The 14,881-nt window shown below is 71.3% G+C and carries 5 protein-coding genes; 1 reads left to right on the forward strand and 4 read right to left on the reverse strand.

All coding sequences use genetic code 11. The features are described from left to right. Positions 1 to 4: 4 nt before the first annotated feature. From G7043_RS30650 to G7043_RS30665, 4 genes are read right to left on the reverse strand one after another with little or no spacing between them, the layout of a single operon-like run. Positions 5 to 7,162 carry a non-ribosomal peptide synthetase gene (locus tag G7043_RS30650; protein ID WP_166051516.1) on the reverse strand — a complete coding sequence of 2,386 codons (7,158 nt, stop codon included), beginning with the start codon at positions 7,160 to 7,162 and terminating at the stop codon, positions 5 to 7. Continuing rightward, the gene (locus tag G7043_RS30655) at positions 7,159 to 12,015 is read right to left on the reverse strand and encodes a non-ribosomal peptide synthetase (protein ID WP_166051518.1); all 4,857 of its coding nucleotides are present in this window, start codon (positions 12,013 to 12,015) and stop codon (positions 7,159 to 7,161) included. The genes G7043_RS30650 and G7043_RS30655 overlap by 4 nt, the downstream gene beginning before the upstream one ends. Next, positions 12,012 to 12,227, reverse strand: coding sequence for an MbtH family protein (locus G7043_RS30660; protein WP_166051521.1), 216 nt, complete (start codon positions 12,225 to 12,227; stop codon positions 12,012 to 12,014). The genes G7043_RS30655 and G7043_RS30660 overlap by 4 nt, the downstream gene beginning before the upstream one ends. Next, positions 12,227 to 13,636, reverse strand: coding sequence for a condensation domain-containing protein (locus G7043_RS30665; RefSeq protein WP_166051523.1), 1,410 nt, complete (start codon positions 13,634 to 13,636; stop codon positions 12,227 to 12,229). The genes G7043_RS30660 and G7043_RS30665 overlap by 1 nt, the downstream gene beginning before the upstream one ends. Before the next feature lie 225 nt (positions 13,637 to 13,861). Here G7043_RS30665 and G7043_RS30670 point away from each other — a divergent pair, with 225 nt between their 5' ends. Beyond that, positions 13,862 to 14,869, forward strand: coding sequence for a TauD/TfdA family dioxygenase (locus tag G7043_RS30670; RefSeq protein ID WP_166051525.1), 1,008 nt, complete (start codon positions 13,862 to 13,864; stop codon positions 14,867 to 14,869). Positions 14,870 to 14,881: the final 12 nt, after the last annotated feature.

Below are 14,881 nucleotides of genomic sequence, written 5' to 3' on the forward strand. Positions count from 1 at the left end.
AGGATCACCGTCCACTGTCTTCTGTGGACAGTTGCCCGATCACCTCGCGCAGCACCGCCGCGAGCTCCGGCACCCGTGCCGCCGCCAGCACGTCCTCGTGCCCGCCGGACACCCGCCGCACGTCGAGACCGCCGACGGCGAGCTCGGTCCAGTGCTGCACGTACTCGGGGTAGAGGCGGCCGCGCAGCACGCCGTGCCCGCGCTCCGCGCAGTCGTCCGTCGCCAGCAGGAGAACCGGCGTCTCGATGACCGGGTAGTGGTAGGAGTACATGGCTTTGGTGAGCATCCGCATCCGGTTCAGCTGCAACCGCACGGTCTCCCGATCGGACTCGGCGCCGGACAGCCGCGCGAGCCCGAGCAGCACGGCGACCTCGTCGTCCGTCACCGCAGCACCGTTCGTCATCAGCTCGACGAGCCGCTCGACGACGGGATCGGTGGTCACGACGCCGGACAGGCCGGCCGGATCACCGGTCGGGTCGACCAGGACCACCGCCGCCGCAGGGGTGCCCGCCGCGGCCAGTTGCGCGGCCATCTCCCAGGCGAGGGTCGCGGCCGAGGACCAGCCGAGCAGGATCCGCGGACCGTCCGCCATCTCACCGATGTAGCGGCCGGCGAGCTCGCGGAGATCGATCGTCCTCTCGCCGAGCGACACCGGTGCCTCGAACGCCGCCACCGCGCAGTCGTCCCCGACGGCGTCGGCGAGCGGGACGAACCAGTGGGCGCTGCCGCCCTGCGGGTGCACGCAGTACACGGCGGGCTTGCCCTCGCCCGGACGCAGCCACACCAACGCCTTCTCCTCGTCGGACGCCCCGTCCTGAGCGGCGAGGCCCGCGATCGTCCGATGCGCGAAGACGTCCCGCACGGTCAGCCGGAAACCGTTGGCCCGCATCGCGGACACCAGTGTCAGCGTGCGGATGGAGTCACCGCCCACGGCGAAGAAGTCGTCCTCGACACCGATCTCGTCGACCCCGAGCACGGTCCGCCACACCTCGACGAGACGTGCCTCGGCGGGCGTGCGGGGTGCGACGATCTCCCCCGCCCCCAACGCGCTGCGGTCCGGTGCGGGCAGCGCCTTGCGATCGACCTTCCCGTTGGCCGTCAACGGCAGCACGGGCAGTTCGACAAGCGCGGACGGCACCAGGTGCTCCGGCAGTGCCGCCGTCAGCAGTCGCCGGATCTCCGCGGGATCGGCCGGCCCGGCGAAGTAGCCGACGAGACTGCCGGCGTGGACCTTCGCGGCGGCGTCCGTCACGCCGGGGCACGCCCGCAGCGCCGACTCGACCTCACCGAGCTCCACCCGCTGGCCGCGGATCTTGACCTGGTTGTCGCGCCTGCCGATGAACTCGAGCTGCCCGTCCGTCCGGTACCGCACGCGGTCACCGGTGCGGTACATCAGCCCGCCGCCGAAAGGGTCCTCGACGAACGCCTGCGCGGTGCGCTCCGGGTCGTTGAGGTAGCCCCGGCCCACGCCCGCGCCCGCCACGTGCAGCTCGCCGGGAATGCCGACGGGCACGGGCATGCGGTTGGGGTCGAGCACGTACAACTTGGTGTTGCGAATGGCCTTGCCGATGGGCACGATCGGCCCCTCGATCGGTGTTGCCGCGTCGAGGAACGCGTGCGTGACGTCGTCGGAGCACTCCGTCGGCCCGTAGGCGTTGACCATCGGCACGTGTGGGAAGAGCGCGAACCACCGCGTGCACAACTCCGGCGGCAGCGCTTCACCGGTGACCATGAGCCAGCGCAGGGACGTGAGGTCCGGCAGCGGCGCGCCCGCCTCCCAGTCGTCCAATGCCGCGCGCAGCAACGAGGGAACCACTTCCAGCACCGTCGCGGCCTCGAAGGTCACCGCGCCGAACAGCGCGGCCGGGTCCGCCGCGGCCGACCGGTCCACCACGTGCACCGTGCCGCCGACGACGAGCGGGGCGAGCATCTGCCACACCGACACGTCGAAGGTGAGCGGAGCGTTCTGCACCACGATGTCGTCCGCGGTCAGCGCGAGGTCCTCCACCTTGGCCAGCAGGTGGTTGGCCATGCCGCGCCGGTGCACCATGGCGCCCTTCGGCATGCCGGTCGACCCGGAGGTGTAGATGACGTACGCAAGATCGTTCTCGTCCCCGATCGGGGTGGACCACTCCGCCCGCGTGTGCCCCGCCGGCACCATCACCAGCACGTCGACGGGCAGGCCGGCGACCGCGGCCCTGGCGTGCTCGACGTGCTGCGGAGCCGCCAGCACCACCCGTGCACCGCTGTCGGCCAGAAGCTTGGCCGTCCGCGGCACCGGCGCCGCGGTGTCGAGCGGGATGTAGGCGCACCCAGCGCCGATCACGCCCAGCACGGCGGAGACGAAACCCACGCCGGAGTCGGCGAGGACCGGCACCACCGAACCGCGCGGCAGACCGGCGAGCCGGGCGCTGACGACGCTGGCCCGGCCGGCGAGCGTCCGATAGGTCACCCACTCGTCGCGGTCCACCACGGCGATCTTCTCCGGCGTGCGCTCGGCGAAGTCGCGCACCCGCTCGACCACGCCCCGCGCGCTGAGCTCGCGCTCGGTCCGGTTCCACTGCGCCAGCACCAGAGCGCGCTCGCCGGGCGGCAGGTAGGTGGCCTGCGCGTCACCGTCGAGATCGGCGATCATCGCTTCGAGCACCGCGCGGAACATCGCCATGAGGCGTTCACCGTTGGCCTTGCTGAGCACGCTCGTGTTGGTGTGCAACAACAACACGTCGCGCATGTTCGCGATGGTCAACGCGAACTCGTTGGGGCTGTCGTCCATCACGGTGTCGGGCTCGACGAGGTCGGCGTCGACCACGTGGAAGTCGAGGTAGATGAAGAACGTGTCGATCAGCCGGCCGGTCGCGCCCGCCTCGCGGTGGATCTCCGGCAGCGGGAACCGGCGGTGCGGCCACAGTTCGACGTGCTTGGCGAAGGTCTGCTTCACCAGATCACGCCACGTCTTCGCGGACCTGTCGTAAGAGAACGGCAGGGTGTTGAGGTACATGCCCGCGACCCGGTCGGCGCCGAGCACCTCGGGCCGGGTGTCGCACACCAGTCCGGTGAAGAACTCCTCCGAGTCGGTGAGCGTGCTCATCACCTTCAGGTAGGCGCTGTGCAGCACGGCCTTGACGGACACGTCCGCGCGCCGGGCGATGTCGCGCAACGAGTCCATGATGTCGCGGCAGGACAGGTCGAGGCGGTAGCGCTCGGCCGGTTCCTCACCGCGCCACGCCGACGGCAGCTCGAACGCCGGGAACCGGGTGACGACGTCTCGCCAGTACCCTCTGTCCTCAACGGAGGCGACGGACTTCTGTTCCGCGGCCACGAAATCGGCGTAACGAACGGCGGGCGTCGGTGGCTCGACCGGCGCCGGGCGGCCGGCGCTCAGTTCGAAGTAGGCCCCGAGCAGCTGCATCAGCAACGAGTGGTAGCTCCAGCCCTCCAGGATCGGGTGGCATTCGGTGATGGACACCCACCAGCCGTCGTCGACGACGTGGGCGAAGTACCGCAGCAGCGCGGGACGTCCGACGTCGAACCGGCGTTCCCGTTCCTCCAGCGTCCACTGCCGGATGGCCGCCTCCGCCGAGGCCCGGTCCATCCCGCGCAGATCACGGGTGCCGATCTCCATCTCGGCGTGCGCGTGCACCACCTGCATCGGCACGGAGAACGCCTCGGGGTGCAACGAGGTGCGCAGGATCTCGTGCCTGGCCACCAGCAACCGTCCGGCTTCGAGCAGCGCGTCGTAGTCGAAGGTGTTGGGATCCTTGACCTTGAACGAGCTCACGTTGTGGTAGAGGTTGGTGTCACCGCTGGCCATCATCTCGATCAGCATGATCATCTGCAGCTGCGACATCGGGTAGGCGTCGGTGACGCCCGGCCCCAGCAGCGCCCGGTCCTCCGGGGAGATCAGCGCGAACCGTTCGACCGGCGGCTCCTCCGGCGCGGGCGCGGTCTGCTGTTCGAGGTGATCGGCGAGCCGCGCGACCGTGCGGTGTTCGAAGACGTCGCGCACCGAGACCGCGAAACCCTCCGCCCGCAGCGAACCGACGAGCGACACCGCGCGGATCGAGTCCCCGCCGAGGTCGAAGAACCCGTCGTGCACGCTGACCGTCTCGACGTCCAGCACGTCCCGCCACACCGCGGCCAGCCGCGCCTCGGTGACGGTGCGCGGCGCGACGATCTCGCCACGGGCCCGCATCGCGCTCTCGTCCGGTGCCGGCAGTGCCCGCTGGTCCAGCTTTCCGTTGGGCGTCAGCGGGATGGCGCCGATCGTCACGAACGCGGACGGCACCATGTAGTCGGGCAGCCGGCCGCCGGCCACCGCCCGCAGTTCACCGGGGTCGGGCGCCTCCTCGCCGGCGGGCACGACATACGCCACGAGCCTGCGGTCGCCAGGAGAGTCCTCGCGCAGCACCACGACCGCCTCACGGACGCCGGGGTGCTCGGCGAGCGCCGCGGTGATCTCACCGAGCTCGATCCGGAACCCGCGCAGCTTCACCTGGTGGTCGATGCGGCCGAGGAACTGCAGGCTCCCGTCGGGGAGCCTGCGGGCCAGGTCGCCACTGCGGTACAGCTTCGCGCCGGGGGCGTACGGGTCGTCGAGGAACCGTTGCGCGGTCAGCTCCGGCCGCTTGAGGTAGCCGCGGGTGACACCGGGACCGCCCACGTGGATCTCGCCGGGCACCCCGATCGGCACCAGTTCGCCGTGCTGGTCGAGCAAGTGGATGCGCAGGTCGTCGAGCGGGTAGCCGATCGGGTTGCCCGCGTTCGGCGCGAGATCGGTCTCAGTGACGCGGTGGAACGTCGAGTGCACTGTGGTCTCGGTGATGCCGTACATGTTGACCAGCGCGGGTTCGGCCAGACCGAACCGTGTGATCCACGGCGCGAGATCGGCGAGTTCGAGCTTCTCGCCCGCGAAGACGACCGCGCGCAACCGGAGACCGGCGAGCCGGCCGGGGTCGTTCTCCGCCAGCGTGACGAGCCCGCGGAACGCCGACGGCGTTTGCGAGAGGATGGTGACTCCGTTGTCCACCAACAGAGCGCAGAAGTCCTCCGGAGAGCGGGACACGTCGAACGAGACGACGACGAGCTTTCCGCCGTGCAGCAACGCCCCCCAGAGTTCCCACACCGACACGTCGAACGAGTACGAGTGGAACATCGACCACGCGTCGTGCTCGTCGAACCCGAAGTACCGGTCACTTGAGGTGAACAGGCGCAACACGTTGGCGTGCGTGACGCAGACACCCTTGGGACGCCCGGTGGAGCCCGACGTGTAGATCACGTAGGCCAGGTCGTCCGGGGTGCTCACCACCTCGGGATCGGTGTCCGGCCGCGCGGCCAGCGCGTCGGCGTCGGTGTCGACCACCACCACGAGTCCGGAGTGGACGGCGGCGAGCGCGGGCAGGTGCCGCGAGGTCGTCACGACGACCTCGACCTCCGCGTCGGCGAGCATGAACCCGAGCCGGTCGGCCGGGTAGGCAGGGTCGAGCGGCAGGTAACCGGCACCCGACTTGGTCACGCCGAGCAGCGCGGGCACCAGCTCACCGTCGCGATCGAGGCAGACACCGACGAGCTTGCCGGGACCGGCGCCCAGCTCCAGGAGGTGGTGGGCGAGCCGGTTCGCCCGCGCGTTCAGCTCCGCGTACGACAGCACCTCGCCCTCGAACGCGACGGCCGGCGCGTCAGGGGTCCTCGCGACCTGCTCGGCGAACACCTCGTGCAGACAACGGTCCGGCAGCGGCACCTGCACACCGGAGCCGCTCGTCAACAGCTCGCGTTCCGCCTCGCCGAGCAGGTCGAGCGAACGCACCGACGCCTCCGGTGCGGCGGCGATCGCGTCCAGCAGGCGGACGAAGTGGTCCGCCATGCGCGTGATCGTCTCCGCGGTGAAGAGATCGGTCGCGTACTCGAACACCGCGCCGATCGAGCCGTCGGGCAGCTCGGCGAGCCTCAGCCCGAGGTCGACCTTCGCGACGTTCCAGGCCAGGTCGGCGTGCTCGATCCGCAGCCCGGCCACCTCCACCTCGCCGGGCGGGAGGTCGTGCATGGTGATCGCAGCCTGGAACAGCGGCGTCACCGACATGTCGCGTTCGGGCTGCAGGTCGTCCACGAGCCGCGCGAACGGCACGTCCTGGTGGTCGAACGCGTCGAGCACGGTGTTGCGCACGGTGGTGAGCAGGTCTGTGAAGCTCGGCGCGCCGTCGATCCTGGTGCGCAGCACCAGGTTGTTGATGAGGTAGCCGACGGTGCCCGCGAGGCGCGGGTCGGTGCGCCCGGACACCACGGTGCCCACGGTGATGTCGTCCTGGCCGCTGTAGCGGGCCAGCAGCACCTGGAACGCGGTCAGCAGCGCCATGAACGGCGTCGCGCGGCCGGCGATGGCGAGCTCGCGCAACGACTTGGCGGTCGCGGCGGGCACGACGATCTCGACCGCCGCACCGTGCCAGCCCCGCACGGCCGGACGCGGGAGGTCGGTCGGCAGCTCCAGCCTGGGCACCCCGGCGAGCTGGGCGCGCCAGTACCGCAGGTCGCGTTCTACCCGGTCGTCGGAGAGCCGCTTCTGCTGCCACACCGCGAAGTCCGCGTACTGGACCTCCGGTTCGGGCAGCGGCGAGGGCAGGCCCGCGCTGAAGGCGTGGTACAGGGCGCCCAGTTCGCCGAGCAGCACCTGTTGCGACACCTGGTCGGACGCGACGTGGTGGAAAGTCGCGACCAGCAGGTGGTCGTCGGCGGCGAGGCGCACCAGGGTGAGCCGGAGCGGGTGGTCGTGCTCCAGGTCGAACGGAAGCCGAGTCTCGTGGGCGGCGAGCGCCAGGGCGGCGTCCTCGCGTTCCGCCGCGGCCACGTGCGTGAGGTCCGCGACGGCCCACCGGGGCGCGGCGGGCGGGTCGATCACCTGGATCGGCTGGTCGCCGTGCAGCTCGTACCGGGTGCGCAGGATCTCGTGCCGCGCCACCAGTTCTGTCCACACGCGGCGCAACGCGTCCTCGTTCAGCACACCGCGCAACCGCAGCACCAGCGGGACGAGGTACTCGGCGCTGTCGGGCGCGAGCCGGTTGAGGAACCAGAGCTGTCGCTGCCCCTCCGACAACGGCAGGGGGCCGGTGCGGTCCGCTGTCCACTGTGGATCCCGCTCGGACCGGACGAAGCCGATCTCCTGCATGGTCATGGCAGTTGCCTTTCGTCGGCCCTGGTCTCGTCTTCCAGCACGGCGGCCAGCTCGGCCACTGTCGGTTTGTCGAACAACGTGCGGACGCCGATGTCGGCGTCGAACTCCTGCCGGAGCAGGGCCGTCAGCTTCGCGGCGCTGAGCGAGTGCCCGCCGAGCGCGAAGAAGTCGTCGTGCAGACCGGTTTCGGCGCCCAGCACCGCGGTCCAGATCTCGGCCACCCGCCGTTGCACGGCCGTCCAGTCCGCCCGGTCGCCGGGCTCGCCGGCGGAACCGGACTCCGGCACCGGCAGCGCCTTGCGGTCGACCTTGCCGTTGGCGGTCAACGGCAGTTCCTCCAGCCAGACGAGCAGGTCCGGCACCTGGTGCGCCGGCAGGCGTTCGGCGAGGAACTCCCGCACCTCACCGGAACCTTCGCCCACGCAGTAGGCGACGAGCCGCTGCCCACGTCCGCCGTTGTCGTCCAGCACGAGCACCACTTCGCGCACGGCCGGATGCCGCAGCAGCGCGGCTTCGACCTCCCCCAGCTCGACCCGGTAACCGCGGATCTTGACCTGGTTGTCGGCCCGGCCGCGGAACTCCACGTCCCCGGTGGCGGTCAGCCGGCCGAGGTCGCCGGTGCGGTAGAGCCGCGAGCCCGGCGGTCCGAACGGATCGGGCACGAACCGGTCCGCGGTGAGTTCGGCGTTGCCGTGATAGCCCCGCGCCACCCCGGTTCCGCCGACGCAGATCTCGCCGAGCACACCGCGCGGCACCGGCTGCAGGAACTCGTCGAGCACGTACATCGTGGTGCCGGGGATCGCACGGCCGATGGACAGGTGCTCGCCTTCCCACGGCTGGTCCGCGTCGAACGCCGAGTTGCCGACGGTGATCTCGGTCGGGCCGTACTCGCCCATGAACCTGGTGTCCGGCTGACCGGTCACCTCACGCCAGCGGTCGCGCATCGTGGCCGGCACCCAGTCGCCGGCGGCGCTCACCACCGCGGCGAGCGGCACCGGCGGACGGTCCGCCAGCTGTCCGATGATCAGTTCCAGCTGCGCGGGCGCGAGCTTGATGAACGAGAAGGGCCCGGCGTCGGCAAGTGCGGCCCCGAGCTTGGCCAGGTCGAGGTCCTGCGCGAACACGTGCACGGGCTGCCCGGTGAGCAGCGGGGTGTACAGGTTCGGCACGCCGAGGTCGAAGGCGATGGAGGACACCACGGGCGCGCCTCCGGTGCCGTGCGCGGCGTAGGTGTCGACCGTCCACATCAGATAGTTGGCGAGGCCGCGGTGCGAGACCGCGACGCCCTTCGGCCGTCCGGTGGACCCGGAGGTGTAGATGACGTAGGCGAGCCGGTCGAGGTCGTCGGCGACCTCCGGCGCGGCCGCGGACTCGGCGGCGATCTCGCGGCGGTCGACGTCGAGCAGCACGCGGTCACCGGTGAACCCGTCGGCGAGCTTCACCAGGCGGGAGTCGCTGATCAACGCCTCGGCGCGGGAGTCGGCGAGCACGACCCGGACCCGTTCGGCCGGGAACGTGGGATCCATCGGCACGTAGGCCGCCCCCGCCTTCCAGATGCCCAGCAGGCACGGCAGGAGGTCGGTGTCGCGGTCGAGCAGCACGCCGACCACGGACTCCACCCCGACACCACGGGCGCGCAGCACGTTCGCGATCCGGTTCGCCCGCGCGTCCAGCTCGGCGAACGTGAGCGTGCCACCGGGACCGGTCACGGCCGTCGCGTCCGGCCAGTCGGCCGTCCGTGCGGTGATCATGGCGTGCGTGGGCGCGAGCGGACCGGTGGCCGCGATGTCGTTGGGGCGGCGCACCACGAGGTCGTACTCGGCCGCACCGATCATCGGCAACAGCCCGACCGGCGTCTCCGGTGCGGTCACGAGTGCCGTGACGAGCCGGGTGTAGTTCTCCGCGAGCCCGCGGATCGTCGCCTCGTCGAACAACGCCGTGGCGTACTCGAGAACGCCCTGCAGGCTGCCGTCGGCGTGCCGGCGCATGATCAGCGTCAGGTCGGTCTTCGCCGTCCGCCAGATCTCGCCCATCGCCGCGTCGTCGGCCGCGGTCGTGGCCGCCAGGTCGCCCTCGTGCAGGTCGAAGATGACCTGGAACAACGGGGTCCTGGACAGGTCGCGGTCCGGCTGGACCTCCTCCAGCACCCGCTCGAACGGGATGTCCGAGTGGGCGAACGCCGCGGTGCTGACCTCACGGGTCCGCGCCAGGGCGTCGGCGAAGGTGTGGTGCGGCCGGATCCTGTTGCGCAGCACCAGGGAGTTGAGGAAGAAACCGACGGTCGCCCTGGTCTCCTCACCGGTCCGGCCCGCGACCGGGGTGCCGACCGCGAAGTCCCAGCCGCGCTGGTAGCGGCCGAGCAGCACGTCGAACACGGTCAGCAGCGTCATGAACGCCGTGGCCCCGTGCCGGCGTCCGGCGTCGAGCAACGGACCGGCGACCTCGGGTGGCAGCACGAAGTCCAGCGCCGCGCCGTCCGATCGGCGTTCGGCCGCGCGCGGCCGGTCGGCCGGCAGCTCCAGCGGCGGCAGACCGGCGAGCTCGTCCCGCCAGTGCGCCAGCTGGGCCGACGCCACGTCACCGGTGAGCGCGGCGCGTTGCCGTGCGGCGTGATCGGCGTACTGGACCGCCACCGCGGGGAGTTTCTCCCCAGCGCACAACCTCGCGAACTCGTCGGACAGCACGGCGACGGAATGGCCGTCGACCGCGATGTGGTGGACGGTCAGCAACAACCGGGCGTCTTCGCGTTCCGGCCGGATCAGCAACGCGCGCAGCACCGGGCCGTGTTCGAGATCGAAGCCCCGCGCCAGTTCCGCGCGGAACTCCTCGACGTCCTCGTGCGCGGGACCGTCGGTGGTCCTCAGCTCGACGGGTGCCGGTGGATCGACGACCTGGCGGGGTTCGCCGTGCCGGGCGGGATCGTTCTGGGCGGGATAACGGGTCCGCAGCACCTCGTGCCGGGCGACGAGCTCGTCGAGTGCCCGGCGGATCGTGGCGGTGCTCGCCGCGGGCGGCACTCGCAGGAACACCGGGACGACGTACTCCTTCGTCCCCGGCGTCAGCTTGTCCAGCACCCACAACCGCTGCTGGCCGAACGACAACAGCGATCGGTCGGCCGGTTCCGGCACGGCCGGGGCGTCCTCGTCCGCGTCCGACAACAGCAAAGCCTGTGCCCGCACGGTGGTCGCGGCGAACAGCCGCCGGACCTCGATCTGCCGCCCGGACGCGGCGCGCAGACCCTCGGCGAGCCTGGTGATGAGCAACGAGTGACCGCCGAGCTGGAAGAAGTCGTCGGTGGCGCCGACGCCGTCCACGCCGAGCAGTTCCCGCCACAGACCCGCCACCAGCCGTTCGGCGTCGGTTTCGAGCGGCACGTCCCCCGCGGCCGTCGTGTGGGGCGCGAGGTCGATGCCCCGCAAGGCACTCCGGTCGATCTTGGCGCCGACCGTCAGCGGCATGGCGGCGAGCGGCACGAAAACGGTGGGGATGAAGTAGTCCGGCAGCCGGTCGCGCAGATACGCGCGCAGCTCGGCGGGACCGGGCACGTCCTTTCCGGCGACTGCCGCGACGTAGGCGACGAGTCGTTTCTCGCCGTCGATCTCGATCGCGAGCACCGCGCAGGACGCCACGTCGGGATGACCGAGCACCGCCGACTCGACCTCGGCGGGTTCGACGCGGACGCCGCTGATCTTGACCTGGCCGTCCATCCGGCCCAGCCACTCCAGCCGGCCGTCCTCCCGCCAGCGAACCCGGTCACCGGTGCGGTACACGCGCGATCCCGGTGGTCCCAACGGATCGGGCAGGAACCGGTCGGCTGTGAGATCCGGGCGTCCGATGTACCCGCGCCCGACCTGCACACCGCCGACCCACAGCTCACCGGGCACGCCGACGGGAAGCAGCTCGCCGCGGTCGTCGACGACGATCAGCCGACAGCCTTCGATCGGGCGGCCGATCGGCACCGGTCCCTCGGTCTGCGCCCGGTCGCAGAGGTGCTCGGACTGTTCGACCGCGCACTCGGACGGGCCGCAGGTGTTCCAGATCTCGACGTCCGGCAGCCGGTCCCACACCTGGTGGCAGAGCTCGGCGTGCAGCAGTTCCCCGCCCGTGGTCAGGAAACGCAGGCTCGTGCACTCGCCGAGCAACGGGTCGGCGACGAGCATCCGCAACACCGACGGCACGAGCTGCAACACCGTGGCTTGGTGCCGGACGACGGCGGCGAGCATCGTGGCCGAGTCGCGTTCGGCGCCGTCCGGGGCCATGACGACCACACCGCCGGAGATCGGCGGGGAAAACAGTTCCGTGACCGAGGCGTCGAAGCTCAGCGCCGACTTCTGCAGCCAGCGGTCGGCCGGCCCGAGGTCACGGCCCTCGACCGTCGTCACGATGCGGTTCGCCACGTTTCCGTGCGTCACCACGGCGGCCTTGGGACGTCCGGTCGAGCCGGACGTGTAGGTGACGTACGCGGCGTCGTCGTCGGTGACGGCGACCGCGGCCACGGGCTCCCTGCCGTGGGCGAGCGCGCCGACGCTCTGCTCGGTGAGCACGAACCGGCAACCGGTGTCGGCGATGATGCCCTCGATGCGCTCGGCCGGGTGGTTGGGGTCGAGCGGCACGTAGGCCCCGCCCGCCTTCCAGATGCCCCACACGGCAACGGCGAGCGCGGTGCACCGGCGCATCCGCACGCCGACCATGGCGCCCAGGCCGTGCCCGGCCTCGATCAGTGCGGCGGCCAGCCGGCCGGACTCGCGGTCGAGCTCGGCGTAGGTCAGCTCGCCCTCGTCGTCGACGACGGCCACCGCGTCCGGCGTCCGTTCGACCTGGCGCGCGAAGAGTTCCGGCAGCAGCGCGGTCACGCCGGCTCCCCGGCCAGTCGCCTGCGCACGCTCAACGGCGTGATGTCGTGCCACACCTGGCCGATGTGCTCCAGGCACTCCTCGCGGGTGCCCTCCACGCCCTCGGCCCGCCAGCCGTCCGGCAGTTCCCGGTCGAGCCACCAGACCGAGTACTGCTCCTCGTCGTTGACGACCACCCGATGGGTGAGACCGCTCTCACGTTGCGCTGTCATCAGCTCGCTCCTTCGGCGAGGTGGGACCGGCCGGTGGCGAAGGCCAGCAGCCGCTCACGTTCTGTCTGATCGACCAGCCCGACCGCGGACACCCTCCGGCCGGGGTTGTCCGCGGCGGCGCGCAGGAGCCGCACGAAGTGCTCCCCCAGCCGCCGGATGGTGCCGGGCAGGAACAGGTCCGCGTCGTACTTGACCGCGCAGTGCACCGAGGTCCTGCTCCTGATCACCTCGAGGGTCAGGTCGGACTGACCCGCCTGCTGCGGCATGTCCAGTGCGGTGAGGGAAAGACCGGCGTGGTCCACCGCGGAACCGTTCGACCGGGTCGCCAGTGCCACCAGCGGATCGGCCGGGTTGACCGTGATCATGCTGACCGCGGCCTGCGCCAGCGCGGCACCGGAGCGGCTCGACAGGCCGAGCGCGCGGTGCAGCATCGAGAACGGGAAGTCCGTGTGCGGCGCGCCTTCCGTCAGCTGCCGGTGCACCCCGGTGACGAGGTCCGCGAAGGTGGTGAACTCGTCGCACCGGGCGCGCAGCACCACGCGGTTCGCGTAGTAACCGGCAACTCCCTTGTGGGACAAGGACATCCCCGACGCGGTGTCGCAGCCGACCAGGAGGTCGTCCTGACCGGTGTAGCGCTGCACCAGTGCCTGGAACACACCGATGAGGTGCCGCACCGGCGTCACCCGCATCACACGGGCGGCGGGCTGGAGACCCGCCACGACGTCGGCGGGGAGCTGGAACGTGTGCACCGCACCGCGGTAGCGGCGCTCGGCCGGGCGTGGCCGGTCGAGCGGGAGTGCCAGCTCGGTGGGAGCACCCGCCAGCGCGGAGCGCCAGTAAGCAGCCATCTCCTCGCCTCGCGGCGAGTCGAGCAACCGCCGTTCCGCGGTGACGAAGTCGTCGTAGGTGTGCCGCAACGGCCGCCAGTCCGGGTCGGTGCCGGCCAGCACCGCTTGGTAGGCCTCGAAAAGCTCACGCACGACCAGGGAGAGCGACGCGAAGTCGGTGGCGATGTGGTGCGTGACGAGCACCAGTGCCGCGTCCTCGGGCCCCACCGGGATGAGCACCAGCCGGGCCGCACCACCGGTCTCCAGCTCGAACGGCCTGGCGATCTCGTCGTGCACGAGCTCCCGCAGCCGCTCGTCGCCGGCGCCTGACCCGTCCCTGATCTCCAGCGCCGTCAGCGGCTCGGCGCACACGATTCGCCGCGGCACTCCCCCGCGTTCGACGAACCGCGAGCGCAACAGGTCCTGGCGTGCTGCCACCAGACCGAAGGCCCGGCGCAACGCGGCGACGTCGAACGGGCCGCGCACCCTCATCGCCCACGCGACGTTGTAGGCCGCGGAGCGCGGAGCCATGCGGTACAGGAGCCACAACGCTTCCTGCCCCACGGACAACATGCGTTCCATAGCGATCCGATCTCCCAGCCGGCCTGCCGACAACCTGCGAGCAGGGAGAACCATCGCCGCGCGCCATCGAGGTCACATCACCCATGTGGCTACGAGGATCCGCAATTCCCCGAGCTCTGGTCCTTTTCGGATCGAGCGGTTGCGCGGTGTGTCCACATGGGTGATGTGACCGCACCGGGCGCCTCACCAGGCTGATCCCAACCCCGGCGAGGAAGGAGCTGCTCCATGACGACGCGGCTCGGCAACAACGACCCGGCGCTCGACGAAGGCCCGGATCCCGCAGCGGTGTTCGTGCTCGACGAGTCGGACGGACTACTGCTCGGTGACCTGGTCACCGAGCTGACCGCCGATCCGGACGCCCGCATCGACGCGGACGGCTGGGCCGACACCGCCCGCACGCTGTCCAACCAGCTGCCCGTACGGCTGCGCCAGGCCGTCCGGCGGTTCCGCCGCGACCCCGGTGTGGACGGCGTGCTGCTGATCCGCGGCCTGCCCGTCGCTGCGGAGACCCTGCCCGAGACGCCGAGGGATTCCGGCTCGGTGGAACGCCGTGCCACGACGTCCGCGGCGGCGCTCATGCTGGTCAGCGCGCAGTTCGGCGAGATGGGCGCGTTCCGGCAGGAGAAGAGCGGCGCGCTGGTGCAGAACATCGTGCCGATCGCGGGCAACGAGTCCTTCCAGGGCAACGAGGGCTCCGCGAACCTGAAGATGCACATCGAGGACGGCTTCCACCAGCACCGGCCGGACTACGTCGGCCTGCTCTGCCTGCGCAACGACCACGACAACGTGGCAGGGCTGCGCACCGCGAGCATCCGCCGCGCGCTACCGCTGCTGCCGGAGAAGACCCTTGCGATCCTGCGCGAACCCCGCTTCGTCACGCACGCGCCGGCGTCGTTCGGCGCCGGGCTTCCGCCCGCCTCTCCCCGTCCGCTGCTCGAAGGCGATCCAGCGGACCCCGACATCCAGGTCGACTTCGCCTGCACCGAACCGCAGGGCGCCGAAGCCGAGGCGGCGATGGCCGAGCTGTCCCGCGCGCTCGACGAGGTCGCCCTCACGTTCGTGCTGGAGCCCGGTGATCTGGCCGTGCTCGACAACCGCCTGGCGCTGCACGGCCGCACATCCTTCCGCCCCCGCTACGACGGCGCGGACCGATGGCTGCAGCGCTCTTTCATGCACCTCGACGCGCGCCGCACCCGGCCGGTCCGCGAAGCCGACGGCAACGTCCTGGCCTGACCGGCCTTCGAC

The organism is Lentzea alba (assembly GCF_011067745.1).
Taxonomy (GTDB): Bacteria; Actinomycetota; Actinomycetes; order Mycobacteriales; family Pseudonocardiaceae; genus Lentzea; species Lentzea alba.

Coding starts and splice junctions, on each gene's coding strand:
- G7043_RS30665 (WP_166051523.1), bottom strand. CDS start 13,636: ATGGAACGCATGTTGTCCGTGGGGCAGGAAGCGTTGTGGCTCCTGTAC.
- G7043_RS30670 (WP_166051525.1), top strand. CDS start 13,862: ATGACGACGCGGCTCGGCAACAACGACCCGGCGCTCGACGAAGGCCCG.
- G7043_RS30650 (WP_166051516.1), bottom strand. CDS start 7,162: ATGACCATGCAGGAGATCGGCTTCGTCCGGTCCGAGCGGGATCCACAG.
- G7043_RS30660 (WP_166051521.1), bottom strand. CDS start 12,227: ATGACAGCGCAACGTGAGAGCGGTCTCACCCATCGGGTGGTCGTCAAC.